The 17095-nt window shown below is 45.1% G+C and carries 16 protein-coding genes and 2 pseudogenes; 4 read left to right on the top strand and 14 right to left on the bottom strand.

All coding sequences use genetic code 11. The annotated features are described in order from the left end of the window. The 9 genes and pseudogenes from B9J84_RS13470 to B9J84_RS13430 form a co-directional block, all read right to left on the bottom strand. Positions 1-549, bottom strand: a pseudogene (locus B9J84_RS13470) (DNA ligase); the annotation flags it as partial. Between the two features lie 180 nt (positions 550-729). Beyond that, entirely contained in the window at positions 730-1593 is an 864-nt protein-coding gene (locus B9J84_RS13465) for a patatin family protein (RefSeq protein ID WP_094124353.1), read from the bottom strand. Positions 1594-1750: 157 nt separating this feature from the next. After that, entirely contained in the window at positions 1751-2935 is a 1185-nt protein-coding gene (locus tag B9J84_RS13460) for a lipopolysaccharide assembly protein LapB (RefSeq protein WP_094124352.1), read from the bottom strand. Then, positions 2932-3552, bottom strand: a complete 621-nt coding sequence (locus B9J84_RS13455; protein ID WP_013856856.1) for an energy transducer TonB — start codon at positions 3550-3552, stop codon at positions 2932-2934. Before B9J84_RS13455 ends, B9J84_RS13460 begins: the two co-directional genes overlap by 4 nt. Beyond that, positions 3552-3956, bottom strand: a complete 405-nt coding sequence (locus tag B9J84_RS13450) for a biopolymer transporter ExbD (protein WP_013856855.1) — start codon at positions 3954-3956, stop codon at positions 3552-3554. Before B9J84_RS13450 ends, B9J84_RS13455 begins: the two co-directional genes overlap by 1 nt. Further along, positions 3953-4501, bottom strand: coding sequence for a MotA/TolQ/ExbB proton channel family protein (locus B9J84_RS13445; RefSeq protein ID WP_013856854.1), 549 nt, complete (start codon positions 4499-4501; stop codon positions 3953-3955). The genes B9J84_RS13450 and B9J84_RS13445 overlap by 4 nt, the downstream gene beginning before the upstream one ends. Then, a complete protein-coding gene (locus tag B9J84_RS13440) occupies positions 4501-5841 on the bottom strand; it encodes a MotA/TolQ/ExbB proton channel family protein (protein WP_094124351.1) in 1341 nt (446 codons plus the stop codon). Before B9J84_RS13440 ends, B9J84_RS13445 begins: the two co-directional genes overlap by 1 nt. Continuing rightward, positions 5838-6611, bottom strand: a complete 774-nt coding sequence (locus B9J84_RS13435) for a DUF3450 domain-containing protein (RefSeq protein WP_094124350.1) — start codon at positions 6609-6611, stop codon at positions 5838-5840. The genes B9J84_RS13440 and B9J84_RS13435 overlap by 4 nt, the downstream gene beginning before the upstream one ends. Before the next feature lie 155 nt (positions 6612-6766). Next, positions 6767-7543 carry an MBL fold metallo-hydrolase gene (locus B9J84_RS13430; RefSeq protein WP_064626128.1) on the bottom strand — a complete coding sequence of 259 codons (777 nt, stop codon included), beginning with the start codon at positions 7541-7543 and terminating at the stop codon, positions 6767-6769. A gap of 165 nt (positions 7544-7708) precedes the next feature. On the opposite strand from B9J84_RS13430, the gene B9J84_RS13425 reads away from it, so the two are divergent. The 3 genes from B9J84_RS13425 (at position 7709) to B9J84_RS13415 (ending at position 11077) form a co-directional block, all read left to right on the top strand. Beyond that, positions 7709-8416, top strand: coding sequence for a glycerophosphoryl diester phosphodiesterase (locus tag B9J84_RS13425; RefSeq protein WP_013856850.1), 708 nt, complete (start codon positions 7709-7711; stop codon positions 8414-8416). Between the two features lie 126 nt (positions 8417-8542). Further along, positions 8543-9376: a CPBP family intramembrane glutamic endopeptidase gene (locus B9J84_RS13420; protein ID WP_094124349.1), complete on the top strand. Its 834-nt coding sequence runs from the start codon at positions 8543-8545 to the stop codon at positions 9374-9376. Positions 9377-9565: 189 nt separating this feature from the next. Then, on the top strand, positions 9566-11077 hold the full coding sequence (locus tag B9J84_RS13415; RefSeq protein ID WP_094124348.1) for a M28 family metallopeptidase: 1512 nt from the start codon (positions 9566-9568) through the stop codon (positions 11075-11077). Positions 11078-11117: 40 nt separating this feature from the next. Here the strand turns inward: B9J84_RS13415 and maiA are convergent, their stop codons facing one another. The 4 genes from maiA to hppD are packed head-to-tail and all read right to left on the bottom strand — an operon-like array spanning position 11118 to position 14998. Beyond that, positions 11118-11768, bottom strand: coding sequence for a maleylacetoacetate isomerase (maiA, locus tag B9J84_RS13410; protein WP_094124347.1), 651 nt, complete (start codon positions 11766-11768; stop codon positions 11118-11120). After that, the gene (locus B9J84_RS13405; protein ID WP_094124346.1) at positions 11765-12778 is read right to left on the bottom strand and encodes a fumarylacetoacetate hydrolase family protein; all 1014 of its coding nucleotides are present in this window, start codon (positions 12776-12778) and stop codon (positions 11765-11767) included. The genes maiA and B9J84_RS13405 overlap by 4 nt, the downstream gene beginning before the upstream one ends. Positions 12779-12801: 23 nt before the next feature. Continuing rightward, positions 12802-13932, bottom strand: a complete 1131-nt coding sequence (locus B9J84_RS13400; protein WP_017042493.1) for a homogentisate 1,2-dioxygenase — start codon at positions 13930-13932, stop codon at positions 12802-12804. Continuing rightward, entirely contained in the window at positions 13925-14998 is a 1074-nt protein-coding gene (gene hppD, locus B9J84_RS13395; RefSeq protein WP_094124345.1) for a 4-hydroxyphenylpyruvate dioxygenase, read from the bottom strand. The genes B9J84_RS13400 and hppD overlap by 8 nt, the downstream gene beginning before the upstream one ends. 559 nt (positions 14999-15557) lie before the next feature. Here hppD and B9J84_RS13390 point away from each other — a divergent pair. Next, a complete protein-coding gene (locus B9J84_RS13390) occupies positions 15558-16664 on the top strand; it encodes a M20/M25/M40 family metallo-hydrolase (RefSeq protein ID WP_094124344.1) in 1107 nt (368 codons plus the stop codon). A gap of 68 nt (positions 16665-16732) precedes the next feature. On the opposite strand, the pseudogene B9J84_RS13385 reads toward B9J84_RS13390, so the two are convergent. Beyond that, positions 16733-17095: pseudogene (locus B9J84_RS13385) on the bottom strand (chromosome partitioning protein ParA); the annotation flags it as partial.

Below are 17095 nucleotides of genomic sequence, written 5' to 3'. Positions count from 1 at the left end.
TTTTCGCAGCATCACCCCTTCACCCTGCCCATCACTTACGTTGTCTAAATACCCAAGCAGCTCTTTTTCTGAGTGAATTGATGAATGTTCAATATAGGTAATGTGCGGAGCATTCATGAGTGAGGATAAGTGGATAAGATTGCGGTATCGCTTTTGGTAGTCACCGATCGCTTCGGGCATATCAAACAGCATAAAGCGGATGCTTTGCCACGCTTCATCGGTTGGTATGGTATCCAATACCGTTTGTTGAACGTGATGAAACTGACCTCGTCCAGCCCAAAGCTCTCCTTCTAATGCTTTATTAGGTAATGGTGCAGTAAACCAAGCAGGCGCATTGATCTTATTACCATTACGCGTATGAAGATATTGTCCATTCCAGACGGCGCGAATTCCATCCAGTTTTTCACTTTTCCAGTACTCAGCAACATCAATGCCATGTTGGTAACTATTGGCCGCAGTGACCGGAATAAACATCTGAGAGTTTTCCGTTGCAGTGACAGGAATTGTGTTCAATAAAGCGATGGAGAGTAGCGATAGTTTCAGTTGCATGCCATCAGGCTCGATCAATCAAAATGTGGTACATACTTAACACGTGCCACTCATATGAAAACCATAAACAAGATAAATTGCGATGAAATTCATACTCAATCATCTCTAAAAAACAGCTTATTACATAGACAGTTACGACATGTAGATAGTGTTTTATCAGCCTTTTAAACCTAAGCGTTTTTAGGCTGCACGTGTGTATTCAAGCCACTCCAAATGATTTTGCCCGGCTTTTAAGCCCATGTCATAGCCTATGTTGAGCAAAGGTAACTTCATCGTCAATCTCTTAACGGGAAACCCTTCAGGTGGCGCGATTACTCGAATGATGGCATCAGAAGGTGGATTGCGAATAAATTCAAGTGATTGGTTGTAATGTTTCGCACGAAATAGCATTGATTTAGCCATATTTGGATGGCGTGAAAAGAGTTTTTTCATCATCCACTTACTTTTAGGGGGCGACATGATATAGCTAAGTGGATGTGATAAAACAACCGTAATATCTCGTGCTCCACGGCGATACGCTTCTTTAACAGGGATCGAGTCAGCAACCCCTCCATCAGTGTAGCAACCACCATGGAAACAAGGCGTGTGCTTATAAACTATCGGTAGCGCGGATGTTGCCTCAATGGCCGTGCTCAAGTTTTCTTGAGTCACTCGATAATAATCGGCTTTACCCGTTTCGATATTGGTTGCAACGGCAAAGAAAGGGACTGAGTTAAACAGTTTGTCTTCATCAATCGGATAACGTCGGTTGGACTCATCAATTAGCCAACGCACATCGACGAGATTTCCCCCCTTAATAAAGCGAATTGGGTTAAAAAAAAGACGGTCGGTGGCAAGCTGAGTTACAACGTGATAACTGCGTCTCGGTTGCTGCGCAAGGTAGCCGATTAAGTTTGAAGCTCCAGCTGAAACACCTAATACAAAATCAAATGGGTTATGCTGATGTTGTAAAAAACTATCCAAGACTCCACTGGCAAAAATGCCGCGCATCGCACCACCTTCAACCACTAACGCTTTCATCATGATTCTCTCTCTGTACTTCATCGTTAAACGTTATGGTACGGAAAAAATCAGAAAGACAATAATAGGTTCTCTTTATCACTAAGATAGGCAAAACCGAACCAATGTCAGTCTTGATAATGACGATTCAAAAATCGTAAAAGGTCAGACGCCTCATCATCGGGCAGATGAGGCGCTATGATCAGATATTAGCCGTTTGCGCTTGCTGAACTTTTTGTAAACGAGAAAGGAATTTGATCCATCCTTTGGCATGGCTTGATGGATTTAGGTTTTCAGCTTGCTTGGCTTGGTATAGAGCATTATCGAGTTGATTGAGTTTGTACAGCGCATGAACTCGCGCTAACGCGACATCGGCTTTTTTCTCGCGCGTGGTGACTTTATCCAACGCCTGTAACGCTTCTTTAAATTGCCCTTGCTGGTTGTACAGCAGCGCCACTTGCCAATAATATTGCTCATCCTGTTCAGCTGCTTTTGTCCACGTTCTGATCGCGGCTTGCCACTCTTTGGCCTGCTGCCAGTAAGTGGCTTGCTCTTTCAGTAAAGTTAAGTCTTGATCAGCATCAGATAATGTTTGCAGAACTTGCGCCGCACGTTCTGGAATGCCATTTTGCGCATACAACTGCGCGAGCAAGTGTTTATCCTTATCGGTTAATTCCACACCTTGTAATTTGGCTAACGCTAGACTGTTTAATGCTTGACGACGCTGATCTAAACGCAGATGTAAACCGACTAACTGTCGCCACCAACTGGCTTGGTCAGGCTCCAGCATGATCAGTTTTTCTAAAGTTGGAATGGCCGCCTTCCACTGCTCTAGCTGAAGCTGCGCACCTAATTTAAGTGATAATGGATTTTTAGTATTGAGTGGCGTCACGGTTTGGTATTTATCCAACGCATGCAGCACTTTTTTCCATTGTTCAATTTGGTAGTGGGTCTGTGCGATACGCAACCACAGATCGTCTACTTTTTGTGAAGGCGGAACGGATTTCAATAATTGGTAGTAGTGCGGTAAAGCCTTTTCAAATTGTTGTTCATTGACATACAGATCAGCCAACATACGTTCGGTGGTCCATGCCTGCTCATCTTGCAGCTCTCCACTCTCTACAGCGTACTTGATCTGTTTGATAGCCGCTTTGGGCTGACCACTTTGCCAATAAAACACACCAAGCATTCGGGCGACAAATGCTTTATCGTAAAGACGTGACGTTTCAACACTGCTCAGTACCTCAATGGCTTGAGTGAGGTTCTCTTCTAATGCAAATTGCTGTGCTTTTTGCACTTTCAGGACTGTTGTCGCACTTAATTCGCTCGCATTTAAAGAGAGCGAGCCGATAACAAGTGATAAGCCAATCAATATACGTTTCATCATTTGGCAATTTTAAACTCCACAGTCACGGTTTGTCCCGGCTGCTCAATGGCTTTACCGTCGACAATCTGAGGTTGATACTTCCATTTTTTCAGCGCTTGCATCGCTTCACGCTCAAACATACGTTTAGGATTGGCATCGACGACATTGATGTCGACGGCTTTTCCTGTTGTATCAATGGTAAAGCTTAATGTAACGAAACCTTCTACACCTCGCTTTAGGGCTCGGCTTGGATAAACAGGCTCGACACGATATAACGGCATTGCTTGCTGGTTTGAGCCAAAATCACCAAAGGTTGGTGCGCTAATCGCCACCCCATTAAGCGCGGTATCCAAACCCAAAGCTGGTAAACTAGTGAGTGATGTAGCGGCCGTAGCAGTAGTTTGTGACTGTGTCACTTGTGCTTGCGGTGGCGGCTCAGGCAACTTTAAAGGTTCCGGAACGCTACGTTGGCGACGCTGTAAATCGTGTTCTTGTTCCATCATCACCATGTTAAATCGCAGTGCTTGAGTTGGTTTTACAGCGCGTTGGTTACCGTTATCCACCATCCACGCCATAAAACTGAACAGCGCCAGCGAAATCGCTCCTGCAATTGGCAAAGCAAGCAGTAAACGTCCCATTAACGTTTCTCCGCCGCCAATGCGATATTTTTCACTCCGGCCCCTTTGGCCGCATCCATCACTTTAACAACCGTACCGTTATAAGCATGTTCATCCGCTTGAATCACTAACGCCGCATCTGGTTGTTCGAGCAGCAGATGTTCTAGGGTGGCCTCTACACGTTCAACATCAATCAAGCGTTTGTCGATGTAAATATCATTGGATGCATTGATAGCGACAAAAATACCCGCATCTTTCTGACTCACCGCGTGAGAAGCTTGAGGACGGTTAACCTCAACACCTGATTCACGAACAAATGAGCTGGTGACAATGAAAAAAATCAGCATGATAAAGACGATGTCGAGCATCGATGTTAAGTCTATCTGCGCCTCATCATTTCTTGGCTGGCGTCTGCCTAATCTCATCGCAAACTCCTTAACGATTTTTCTAATTTTAATTCAAGTAGATGACACTTTTTTGCAAGACGAGCATGCACAAACATGCCCGCAAGGGCCGCGACCATTCCGGCCATTGTCGGTAATGTGGCCAATGAAATGCCAGATGCCATCAATTTAGGATCGCTACTGCCTTGATTTGCCATCACATCAAACACAGAGATCATTCCGGTGACTGTGCCGAGCAGCCCTAACATTGGGCAAAGTGTGACGAGCAGTTTTATCATGTTAAGGTTGTGGCGCAGCATCTGCTGTGCTTCACCAAGCCAACCCTCGCGAATGGCATGGGCATACCATGAATGGTGTTCCGCGCGTTGATGCCATTGCTCTAACCACCCTTTTCGATATTTAGGAAAGCTCAATACCACAAACAGTACGCGTTCGATGATCAACAACCAATAAAGCGCCACCACCCCAGCTAGCCACCATAAGACGATACCCCCTTGCTGCATAAACTGCTGCAAGGTTGTTAGCCAGTCATTGCTGAGCAGTGCGCTTGGCAATACGCTGTTCATTACGCCGCATTCCTCATTGAAGCTTGGCATTCTTGCTCTGCTTGCGCAGCAACGAGGCCAATCCCCTGTTTTTCTAAAATAGAGCGAATATTTTCGGCTTGAGAGCTTAAGATATTATGAGCTAATAATAGTGGAATCGCAGAGACTAAACCCAGAACGGTAGTCACCAAGGCCATTGAAATGCCGCCCGCCATTACTTTTGGATCACCGTTACCAAATTGTGTGATCACTTGGAAGGTTTCAATCATGCCGGTCACCGTACCCAATAGCCCAAGCATCGGCGCAATCGCAGCTAATAACTTCAGCATCGATAAGCCTTTTTCCAAATGCGCTTGTTCATCGACCACCGCTTCCAGCAAGCGCAGCTCCAACGCTTCTACGCTGCGATTTTGCTCTTTGTTATAGACGCTGAGCACACGCCCCAATGGGTTATTACCAATTTTCTGTACATCTTTAAGCTGCGCTTTGATCTTGTGGTGAGTCATCACCAATGCGAAGCCGCGATAGAAAGCAATGATTAAACCAATACCAAGCAGTACCAAAATGATGTTACCGACCGCACCACCCATTTGTAGCCGTTCGGCTAACGTTGGCGTAAGGGCTAGCTGTTCAAGCATGATGCCACGCGAAGGATCGACCACTAAGCTTTCGATTTCTCCCGTATTTAGGCCAGAGAAAATAGGCCCATTGTCCGGTTGTTTCAAATAAGCGGTGGCGGCTTGTTTATCCCCGTTCCATTTGACATAACCTTGCTCTGTCACCAAACCAAAGGTTCCAATACGATAAGCGGCCACATTTTTCGTGACACCGTCACCATTGATAAATGCGATCTGAACGCGGCTTAGCTCACCACTGGCGATGATCTGTTCAACATAGCTGTGCCATAACCCCGTCAGCTGCGGCATCGAGGGTAAAGATTTTGCGGCGACAATTTCTTGTACCCGCGATGTATACTGATGGCGATCAACCGCAGTGATGGAAGATTCCAATTCACTGCTTAATGCTTTGGCATTTTGGCGTACCACACCAAACAGCTCTCCAAGGCTTCCTGTTTCTAAGCGAAGCTGCTCTTCTAAACGTGCTAGTCGGTTTTCATTATTACTGAATTGCGTGCTTAGCTTATCCGCTTGCGCTTGTAAATCTTGGCGCTGAGCTTCTAGCTCTGCTTTGGCGCGGCGTAGCTGCTGTTCGGTTTGTTTAAAACCCGCTTCGCGTTCGATATTGTGCTGCTGCTGCTGTTTGTTTTCCACTTTAGCGCTGCTGACTAATTCCGTAGAAGCAAAGCTGTTGAAAGCCAATAGTGTTAAACAGAGTGATGAGAGAGAGAAAACCATCTTCATTTGCTTTGCTCCTCTACTAACTCAAGTGAAACAGGAACCGTCATTAAGTTCGGTGTGATTAAATTGTTGGCCATTTTGAAAGCGGTATCTAAATCGGCATATAGCCCACTATCGACATCGGTCCACTGGTGCGAGTTTTGGCTCCAGGTCCAATACTGTTTGCCATTTAAGCTACGAGCCACCAGCGATAAACGGCCAACGTATAAAATGTCAGCTTCAATGGTTTTGTTTTCATTGAGCACCACTGCGCCTTGATAAACACCCAGTTTAATCCCGTAATCAATTTCGATTTGGTACGCTTCAAGAATACGGCGGTATTTTTCAGCATCGCTGACATCCGATCGCACCATCATCGATTCCAGCTTTTCTAAACGCTCTAAACGCGTTTCGCGCTTTAATGGTTTGTCGTTTTCGATTAGGGTACGTAGCCCGTCGATCATCTGATACATCAAAGGAACGATGCCTTGGCGAGTCAGTTTTATCTCATCAATTTGTGACGATAGACTTTGCGCTTCCTGATTCTGGTTTTCCACCAGCGATGCCAAATGATTACGATAAATAGTGAGATTTTTCACTTCTTCTTTTAACTGATCGATGTCAGCTTGCATCAGCAACGCTGATTGAGAACTGTGATTGATGTTCTGTTGGCTGGCGACTGAAGCCGAATTGGTTTTATTTTGGATGGCATTCGCGTCACTGAGTGTAGAAGCATTTACTGCGAACAAACTGGTAGTCGCCACCAAGGACAAGCTGATTTTTAAAAGATTCATAGACGTTATTCATTACCTTCAACGAAGTGTTATCACCTTGTTGATAAAAGCTCTCATTATCATCAAGGATCGCATTCTAACGATTTTTTCCGGTGCAAACAACCACAGTATGCGGCGAACACTCTTTGTTGATGAGTTTTAAAGCCACCTACCCTTTATTTACCTTTACTGACCCCAAATTGCCAAACAGACTTCATTAAACTTTTGACTTTTATTTTGACCACTCGCCAATGTGTGATGGGCCGTATAGGTGCGGTATTTAGCAGGTGTTGGTAGGTTTTTTCGCTCAAACGCCCCTCTTTGCCGTGTGCAAGAAGCAGTGTTTCTGGGTTGAGCTTGAAGATCCGTTCAAGTGACTGGCGATATTGATTGGGATGGAAAATAGGAAAAGGGGCAATCAACTGCTTTTTCACTTCAACCATTAAATCAGCAACATACACAATGCCTTGCTGTGCATGGTAGACAGACAAATCTCGGTCGGTATGCCCTGGAGTTTCTAAGATTTGCCATTCGTTAAAATGAGGAATAGTGTCGCCATCGTTGAGCTTAATATCAGGCTTTAAGACACGTGGATACCATAAATTCTGCCGCGGGCGGCCTAGGCGATTCGCCATCCAACGCGCAAGCGCAAGATCGGCTAGATGCATACAAAATCCGTCCAAACCACGATACCAATCATGATCTTTATTGGCAGAGATGATTTTACAACCCGTTAATGCACGCAATTGATGAGCTGCTCCAGCGTGATCTGGATGCATGTGAGTTACCACAACGGTATGAAGATGAGAAAAAGGACGGTTCAGTTCATTCTCAATGAAGTACTGCAACGTAGGAATGTCCGCTCGACTTGCACCGTCTAGCAGTAATAATCGTTCTGGATATTCAGCAAGATACATATTCTGAATATAGCCTTTGATCGTATGTAGCTTCACCGTTATCCCTACTTGACAGATCAGACCTCCTGCCTGATGTTGGATAAGCATAGCATTAGCGAAAGTGATGTCCAAAGCGCGTCGTCTCTCATTTCCATCAATTTGAAGACAAAATAGAAGGCGCGCGCTATGCTGAGCCGGTTTTAATTGTGTAGAGATAACGCTATGAAGCCTATGATTATTGGCCACCGCGGAGTGGCCGGCCATTACCCTGAAAATACGCAAGTGAGTGTGCAAGCCGCTATTGATTTAGGCCTAAAGTGGGTTGAAGTGGATGTGCAACCGACTCAAGATCACATATTGGTTGTTTGCCACGATCACACCATTGATCGTTGCAGTAATGGTAAAGGGCGCATTGATTCTTATACGCTTGAGCAATTACAACAGTTCGATTTTGGCGCTTGGTTTGATCCTCAATTTGCAGGCGAACCGATCATGACATTAGAGACGTTGCTGACACTCGCAAAGCAGCACAGCCTTGGTTTAAACATTGAAGTCAAAGTGGATAAACACGATGTTGCTCAAGTCGCTGCTCAGCTTAAAGCGCAACTGGATCAATGTGGATTACCGAATGAACAGATTGTTCTCTCCAGTTTTAGCCACGCTATCATGCGCGAGCTTTATCAGCATTGTCCGGGTTATAAATTGGCGGTGTTGAGCGAGCGATTAACGCGTAAAGATAAGCAAGTGTTAGCCGAAATTGACGCCTTTGGCTGTAACCTTAACTATCAATGGATCAGTGCAAAGCACATTGCCGAGTTACATCAAGCGGGTTACCAAATTTGGTGCTACACGGTGAATAATCCGAAAAAGTTCAAACATCTCAACTCGGTTGACGCCATTTTTAGCGACGATCCACAGTGCTTTTTGTAAGCCTGCAAGCGTTTAGCTGACTGGTAGAATCTCTTTATTGAGAATGATTCTTCATAATGCGCCACTCTTCCACTCTTCCACTCTGTCATCACTCAATAATATGGATGATTTCCTAAGGTACTCTCTATGATACTTGACTCATCGTTATGGATTTGGATCCCGCTGCTTTTTGCCGTTATCTTCAGTTTTCAAAAGCAGTTACGTCCAGCATTCACCTTGCTAGCACTGTCGTTAGTCGGCGGATGGTTCACAGACCGATTATCGTTAATGGCCCTGCTGTATGTCGCCATTGGATTATGTGGTGCTTATTACATCCCACAACTGAAAGGCCGCTGGAAATGGTTTGCTCATGGTGCGTTGCTATTATGGGCAATTGCACTGCTGCTGCATGCTATTCCTGGTTTTAATAACCCTAAAGTGCTGGATAATGTGGTGGCTGGTGCCAATAGTGCCCCCTTTCGTCTCTACTTGAACCTAGATAAACCTATGGTATTTTTTGCTTTGCTACTCGCTTGGCCGCCACTCCTTGGCAACCATCAAACCATTCGTTGGGCCGCGATCGGTAAAGTGTCGATTCCTCTTTTTGCTTTGCTTTTTGTCGCATGGGCGCTTGGCGCGATTAAGCCCGAGTTATCTTTACCGACTTGGTGGTGGCTCTTTGCTCTCAATAATTTGCTTTTAACCTGTGTGGTGGAAGAAGCATTTTTCCGGGGCTATTTACAAAAAGCCGTTAGTGAAAAATTCGGTCTATGGCTCGGTATTGCGCTCGCTAGTACCCTATTTGGTCTTGCGCATTTTTCTGGCGGCGTGACTTTGGTTCTATTTGCCACATTAGCTGGTATTGGCTACGGCGCGATCTATCATCTAAGCGGGCGTTTATGGACGGCTGTACTCTTCCACTTTCTCTTTAATTTTTCCCACCTTATTTTCTTCACTTATCCAGTATGGGTACAGCGTTAAAACCTTTAAGCCAGCTGAAGTTTTCGCTAGCTTTTTTCTTTTTATCAGTCGATGAAATACCTTATTGATAGTTTAGTGACAACCGTTATGAACAACTAAGTATAAAACGAATTGTTCTCATTATTCCTATTTTTGGCCTAGGGTTTATGGTCAACGTCATGTTGATAATAATACTCCAGGGAGGAGAGAATGAACCAGAAACAAACGTTATTGGCGATTGCGCTAGCAGGCTGTTTCAGTACCGCTTATGCAGAAGAAAAGGTGTGGATTTCCATTGGTGGTGACGCGACGCAAACGGCGCTTCGCTCTGGAGCCCAAAGCCTATTACCTGAAAATCTTATCAATCAAACATCAGTATGGGTTGGGCAAGTACCAGTAAGCGAGTTGGCGACGCTTTCACATGAAATGCACGAAAATCATCAGCGATGTGGTGGTTATATGGTCCACCCTTCTGCACAAAGTGCGATGAGTGTCAGCGCAATGCCGCTGAATCTAAACGCTTTCAGTGCACCGGAGATCACTCAGCAAACCACCGTTAATGCTTGGTTGCCATCAGTATCAGCGCAACAAATCACCAGTACCATCACCACCTTAACCCAGTTTAAAAATCGCTTTTATACTACCTCGACTGGTGCTCAAGCATCGAATTGGATTGCAGATCATTGGCGCTCACTCTCTGCGTCACTGCCCGCAAGCAAAGTAGAACAAATCACACATTCAGGCTACAACCAGAAATCGGTAATGCTCACAATTACAGGCTCTGAAAAACCTGACGAATGGGTGGTGATTGGCGGGCATTTAGACTCGACACTTGGTTCTCGAACCAACGAAAGCAGTATTGCGCCGGGTGCGGACGACGATGCATCAGGTATCGCGGGCGTGACAGAAATCATCCGTTTGTTGTCTGAGCAAAATTTTCGTCCTAAACGCAGCATCGCTTTCATGGCTTACGCTGCTGAAGAAGTGGGCCTTCGAGGTTCACAAGACTTAGCCAATCGTTTTAAAGCCGAAGGTAAAAAAGTAATGTCTGTGATGCAGTTAGACATGACTAACTACCAAGGTTCACGCGAAGATATTGTGTTTATGAGCGATTACACCGACAGTAATTTTACCCAGTATTTGACACAACTATTGGATGAATATTTACCGTCATTAACCTATGGATTTGATACCTGTGGCTATGCCTGCTCTGATCATGCCTCTTGGCATGCGGTTGGTTACCCAGCCGCGATGCCTTTTGAATCCAAATTTAATGATTACAACCCTAATATTCATAGCCCGCAAGACACTCTGCAAAATTCCGACCCAACAGGATTGCATGCGGTGAAATTTACTAAACTTGGATTGGCTTATGTGGTTGAAATGGGTAACGCCTCAACACCGCCTACGCCGAATAATCAACTGAAAAATGGCGTACCTGTGAACGGTTTATCGGCTAGCAGAAATAGCAAAACCTGGTATCAATTCGAACTGCCGGAAGCGGGTAACTTGAGTATTGTATTGTCAGGGGGAAGCGGCGATGCCGATTTATACGTTAAGTACCAAACTGATGCCGATCTACAGCAATACGACTGCCGTCCTTATCGCAGTGGCAATAATGAAACGTGTCAGTTCTCCAATGCTAAACCAGGCCGCTATTCTATTTTGCTGCATGGATACAACAATTACAGCAATGCAAGTTTAGTGGCGAATGCTCAATAAACAGCGCAAAGAAAAGCCAGCCGCAAGGCTGGCTTTTCGATTAACTCTCAGCATCGGGCTGGTTTTCTGGTGCAGCGGCAATAAACGCCGGATGAGCACGAAGCTCAGCAGTGATTCGTTTGATGATCGGAAACTGCGCCATATCAAGATTAAAGCGCTCCGCGTTATACACTTGTGGTACTAAACAAACATCCACTAAGCTCAGTTGATCACCAACACAGTATTCTCCTGATACTGTCGCCAATTTCTTTTCCAAGGCATAAAACCCCGTGGCTATCCAATGCCGATACCAGTCTCCTTTTTGACTTTCATCGACGTCCAGTTCACGCGTTAAATATTGTAAAACTCGTAGATTGTTCAGTGGATGAATATCAATAGCAATGTCTTGCGCCAGTGCTTTAACCTGATATTTCTCTTTACCTGATAACGGAACCAAACGGACTTGGGGATACTGGTCATCCAAATATTCGATGATGGTTAACGACTGAGTAATGCAATGTCCGTTATCTTCCAGTACCGGAATTAACTCACTCGGGTTGAGAGCGCTAAACTCGGTTGAATGTTGCACTCCGCCCTCCTTAACTAAATGGATAGGAATCGACTGGTAATCGAGCGCCTTGAGGTGAAGTGCGATGCGTACTCGGTAAGCGGCTGAAGAGCGCCAATACCCATATAACTTGAGGCCACTCATGACCCTTTCACCACGCGTTGATCGATTAAACCAAACAGGCTGTTCCCTTTATCATCACGCATTTCTAACGTTATCCTGTCACCAAATTTCATAAATTCGGTACTTGGTTTACCGTCCCGAATGGTTTCAATCATCCGCACTTCTGCAATGCATGAATAACCGACTCCCCCTTCAGCAATCGCACTGCCAAAATCGGTTCCCTGTTTATTGGAAACTGTACCAGAGCCAATAATAGTGCCCGCGCACAAGGGGCGCGTTTTTGCTGCGTGAGCAATTAACTGTGGAAATTCAAACGTCATGTCCACGCCAGAATTGGGGCAACCAAATGGTTTATTGTTATAGGTTGATAGCAATGGCAGGTTGAGTTTTCCGCCGTCCCAATGGCAGCCTAGCTCATCGGGTGTCACAGCGACAGGAGAGAATGCTGAGGACGGTTTGGATTGAAAAAAACCAAATCCTTTAGCAAGCTCTTGCGGGATCAAACCACGCAGCGATACATCGTTAACCAACATCACCAATCGAATCGCTTGCGCCGCTTCACTTGGGGTTGCACCCATTCTGACATCATCGGTGATCACGGCCACTTCGGCTTCAAAATCAATTCCCCATGCTTCATCTTGCATTTGAATATCATCACGCGGTCCAAGAAAAGCATCCGAACCACCTTGATACATTAACGGATCACTCCAGAAACTTTCAGGGATCTCTGCTCCTCGTGCTTTTCGTACTAACTCAACATGGTTGACGTAAGCAGAACCGTCGGCCCATTGATACGCTCTAGGCAGCGGCGAATGACACAAGGTTTGATCAAACAGCATCTCTTGCAGCAATTCGCCTTCATTCAGCGCCGTATAAATTTCGCTGAGCATCGGTGCGGTTTCCTGCCAACGGTCTAAGGCTTGCTGTAAATGCTCGGCAATCTCAGGCACAGCAACGCATTTTGATAAGTCATGGCTGACCACAACCAATAACCCATCTCTTGTGCCGTTTTTTAGCGTAGCTAACTTCATGTCACTTCCTTATTCTTATTCGTTTATTCGCTCTTCCAACTGTAGACGTACTGTTGATTTTCAACCTGCTGCGCCGCCTCACTAAAGTGTAATGCATGCCGCGTATCAATCATCACTGCCACTTCATCGGTAAATTTTTTCTTATGCTCTTGCCCAGCTTGGAACGCTTTCGGATGTGGGCCATGGGTAAACCCGGCAGGATGAAAAGTGACCATGCCAGCTTCAATATTATCGCGGCTAAAGAAATCACCCGCATGGTAGAAGAGCACTTCATCGTAATCATCATTGTTATGATAAAACGGAACCTTTAAAGCGCCGGGGTCACTCTCAATCGGCCGAGGCACAAAGGTGCAGACCACAAAACCTTGGCCAACAAAGGTTGTGTGAGCGGAGGGCGGCAAATGATAGCGGTGCGACATCAACGGCCGAATGTCTCGCCAGTTGAGTTTCACCACAGAAAGATCACCGTGCCAACCTACTGCATCTAATGGGTTAAATGGATAAGTAATGACGCTGATTTTCTCATGACGTTTTAAATGAACTTGGGTGGTCTTTTCTGAATACTGCGCTTTAAACTCTGGGTTAATAGACGGGACTTGCAAAACCGCAGGATCGAATATGGCGTGGTTCCCTACTAGCCCTTTTTCTGGCAAAGCATACGCCGCATCCGTATTCTCTATCATTAGAATGAACATCGGCTCACTTGGCTCCAGCCGCCAATTGGTTGAGCGCGGGATCAACACATAATCCCCTTGTGAAACGCTCAAATGCCCGTAATCGCAATAAAAATCAGCGCTTCCTTGATGAATAAAAAGTAACTCATCACCATCGGCGTTACGCACTAAATGATCCATCGCTTGAGCCAGCTTCCATACTCGGACTTTACATTGTGCATTATGCAATAGATGCGGCACGCTCCATGGTGAACTTTGCTTGGCTTGCTCGATCAAATTAAAATTAAAGGCTCTCGGCCTTAACTCACCTTGCCATTCACTCCACCCAGTCGGTGCATGTTGGTGATGGAAATGGGCCGCAGGGCCAAAAAAACCACTGCGCCCTGCTTCTCTTTCATAGATAGCCTCTTGCGGGAAGTCGGCATGAGCTTGGTTTGAACATACCCCTTCCCGATGAGGAAATGTGATCCATTTATGCATCGCTGAGTACTCCTCGCCGAATTTGATCTTCTTCAATCGACTCAAATAACGCTTTGAAATTACCTTCCCCGAACCCTTCATTACCTTTACGTTGAATGATCTCAAAAAAGACTGGTCCAATGACGGTTTGAGTAAATATTTGCAGCAAAATTCCATCTTTCATCGGTGCGCCATCAATCAGGATCCGCAGCGCTTTTAACTGATCAACATCTTCTTGATGCCCTTCAACTCGATCACTGACTTTTTCGTAGTAAGTATCCGGTGTCGGCATGAAATCCATCCCTCGCTCGCGCAGAGTACGCACCGTCTGGTAGATATCATCAGTGGATAAAGCGATGTGTTGGATCCCCTCACCATTGTATTCACGAATAAACTCTTCTATTTGTGATTTATCGTCAGACGATTCATTGATTGGGATGCGAATTTTGCCGCAAGGCGCTGTCATTGCACGGCTAACTAACCCCGTTAGCTTCCCTTCAATATCAAAATAGCGAATTTCACGGAAGTTACCGATCCGCTCATAAAAGCCAGACCAAACGTCCATGTGGCCTTGTTTGACGTTATGCGTTAAGTGGTCAATTTCGAACAGACCAACATTGGCGTCGGTCATTCGTTGATTAGCATCGGCATAGAACTTGAAGTCCACATCATAAATGCTCTGGCTACCATAACGATCGACAAAATAGAGCAAGCTATCGCCAATTCCATAAATCGCAGGAATACTCAGCTCCATTGGGCCAATTTGTGTTTTGTATTCTCGCCCGCCATTTGCCTGCACATGCTGCATGGCGACAGATGCATCATGAACGCGAAACGCCATCCCACACACTGAAGGTCCATGCACTTTGGCAAACGCTGCAGCTTGGCTATGGGGTTGAGAGTTAACGATAAAATTAATATCCCCTTGACGATATAACCACGCCTCTTTTGAGCGGTGCTTGGCTATCTCAGCAAAGCCAAGAGAAGTAAACAGCTCTTTTAACTGCGCGATTCCAGCGGGATCAGCCGCGGTGTACTCCACAAATTCAAAACCGTCTGTTCCCAATGGGTTAAATGTTGAGGTCATCTCGCGCTCCTTTTTTGTTAACGCTTGTGTTGAGTATTGCGAACATGGCGTAATTTTCAGCAAAAATGAACCCTATAACGAAAAACGGTTTAGCGGAGAACAAATAGTGTCGATGTAATTAAAATGTTACACAAATCTATTAATGAGCAGTAGGATAGTAAATTAGCGAATTTCACAGAGATGATTTATTTTTATTACACTGAATATTAAGCGATTTTTCTTAATCGGCCACGTTAATCACAAGTCAATCATAACCAGTTGCTCAGTAAAGTGAATAGCACGGCGTAACATTTTAGCTACATTTATTAAAAGCCGACACTGCCTCCGGCAAAAAACACACAATCGGGCGAGGTGTTAGGCGCACATGATTTTTATATGCCGAGCTACACGAACAAAACATTAGGCCAACACAAGTGAATCATTAAGTTAAAAACAATAGCCATTGGCTATATATAAGCGAAAAATTCGGTTGTTTTGTCGTGCTTCTTTGATTTATCGCAGAACATCGCGTCATCCACACGCGATATGGTATGGCTTCTGTTTCCTACGAGATAACAAAATGACCATGATAAATGAACAGCGCTTGGTTGAGCACTTTCTACAACTAATTCAAATTGACAGCGAATCGGGTAACGAAAAACAGATTGCAGAAACGCTGTCTGAACAATTGGGTGAGCTTGGTTTTTCAGTCCAAAAACTGCCCGTACCTGAACATGTTTCCAATGGCTTTAACCTTTATGCTCGCCTAGCAGGACAACTCGATGACAGTGTCGTACTGAGCTGTCACATGGATACCGTCAAACCGGGGATTGGCATTACACCCGTCATTGAAAATGGCGTCATTCGCTCTAACGGTGAAACTATTTTAGGCGGCGATGACAAATCGGGTATTGCGGCCATTATGGAGGCGATCCGAACGATTAAAGCGCAAAAACAACCTCATAAAACCATTGAAATTGCATTCACCGTCCATGAAGAAGGCGGGCTACAAGGCTCCAAACACTTTGATATGTCTCATATTCAATCGGCTAAGGCGATTGTACTCGACACTGGTGGTCCAATAGGAACCATCGTTAAAGCCGCCCCAGGGCAGCAAAAAATCATCGTTAATATCAAAGGCAAACCCGCACACGCAGGCCTTGCTCCTGAAGAAGGTATTAGCGCTATCGCCGTCGCAGCCGATGCGATTACCCAAATGAAATTGCTGCGTATTGATGAGGAAACCACGGCGAATATCGGCCTTGTTCATGGCGGTGGCGCAACGAATATCGTCATGCCTGATCTTAGAATTGTCGCTGAAGCCCGCTCATTGAATGATGATAAGTTGAGCCTACAAGTTGAACATATGGTGTCAACCTTTCAGGCCGCGGCGCACAAGCATGGCGCGCAGGTTGAGATTGAATCTATTCGTGCTTACAACGCCTTTGTATTGGATGAAGAGCATCCGCATATCGCTGCGATCAAAAAGAGCTTTGAATCGGTTGGGATTGCACCAAAAACCAAACGTACTGGTGGAGGCAGTGATGCAAACAACTTTAACGAAAAAGGATTAGTGACCGTCAATTTGTCAACGGGCATGGCGAAAGTTCACACCACCGAAGAGTATATTGCGATCAGTGATATGGTGAAGATTGCAGAATTCCTAACAACGTATTTGACCGAATAAGCCTTACGATAAAACAGGCCTCATTTTCGCGAGGCCTGTTAAAGAAACATTGGTGGGATTTGTATAAATTATAAGCCTATATTTTCCGTTAGCGCTTTGATTTGTTCTAAATCCATGCGGTGAACTTGGATCATCTGATCGATTTGGCTAATTCTTGAATTCGCTTCATCTTGCTTATCACATGCGTCTGATTTTGCATCCCACGACTTACCTTCTAAGTAGACATCACAATCGGTTTTGAGCGTTTTGAGCTTCGGTACTAAAGTTTCTTTCTCTTTTTGCAGCGCTTCTAACTCTTGCTTAATTTTCAATTCACGTTGGAACAGTTCGCGTGAACGTTCAAAAATCGTTGCCTGCATATCGGCTTGCCGATTTAATTTAGAATTTTTGTTCTCAACTTGCGCTAGTGTATTTTCCTGTGTATTAAGTTT

Source organism: Vibrio sp. V03_P4A6T147 (genome assembly GCF_002241085.1).
GTDB lineage: Bacteria > Pseudomonadota > Gammaproteobacteria > Enterobacterales > Vibrionaceae > Vibrio > Vibrio anguillarum.
This window is presented reverse-complemented; position numbering and strand designations above follow the sequence as displayed.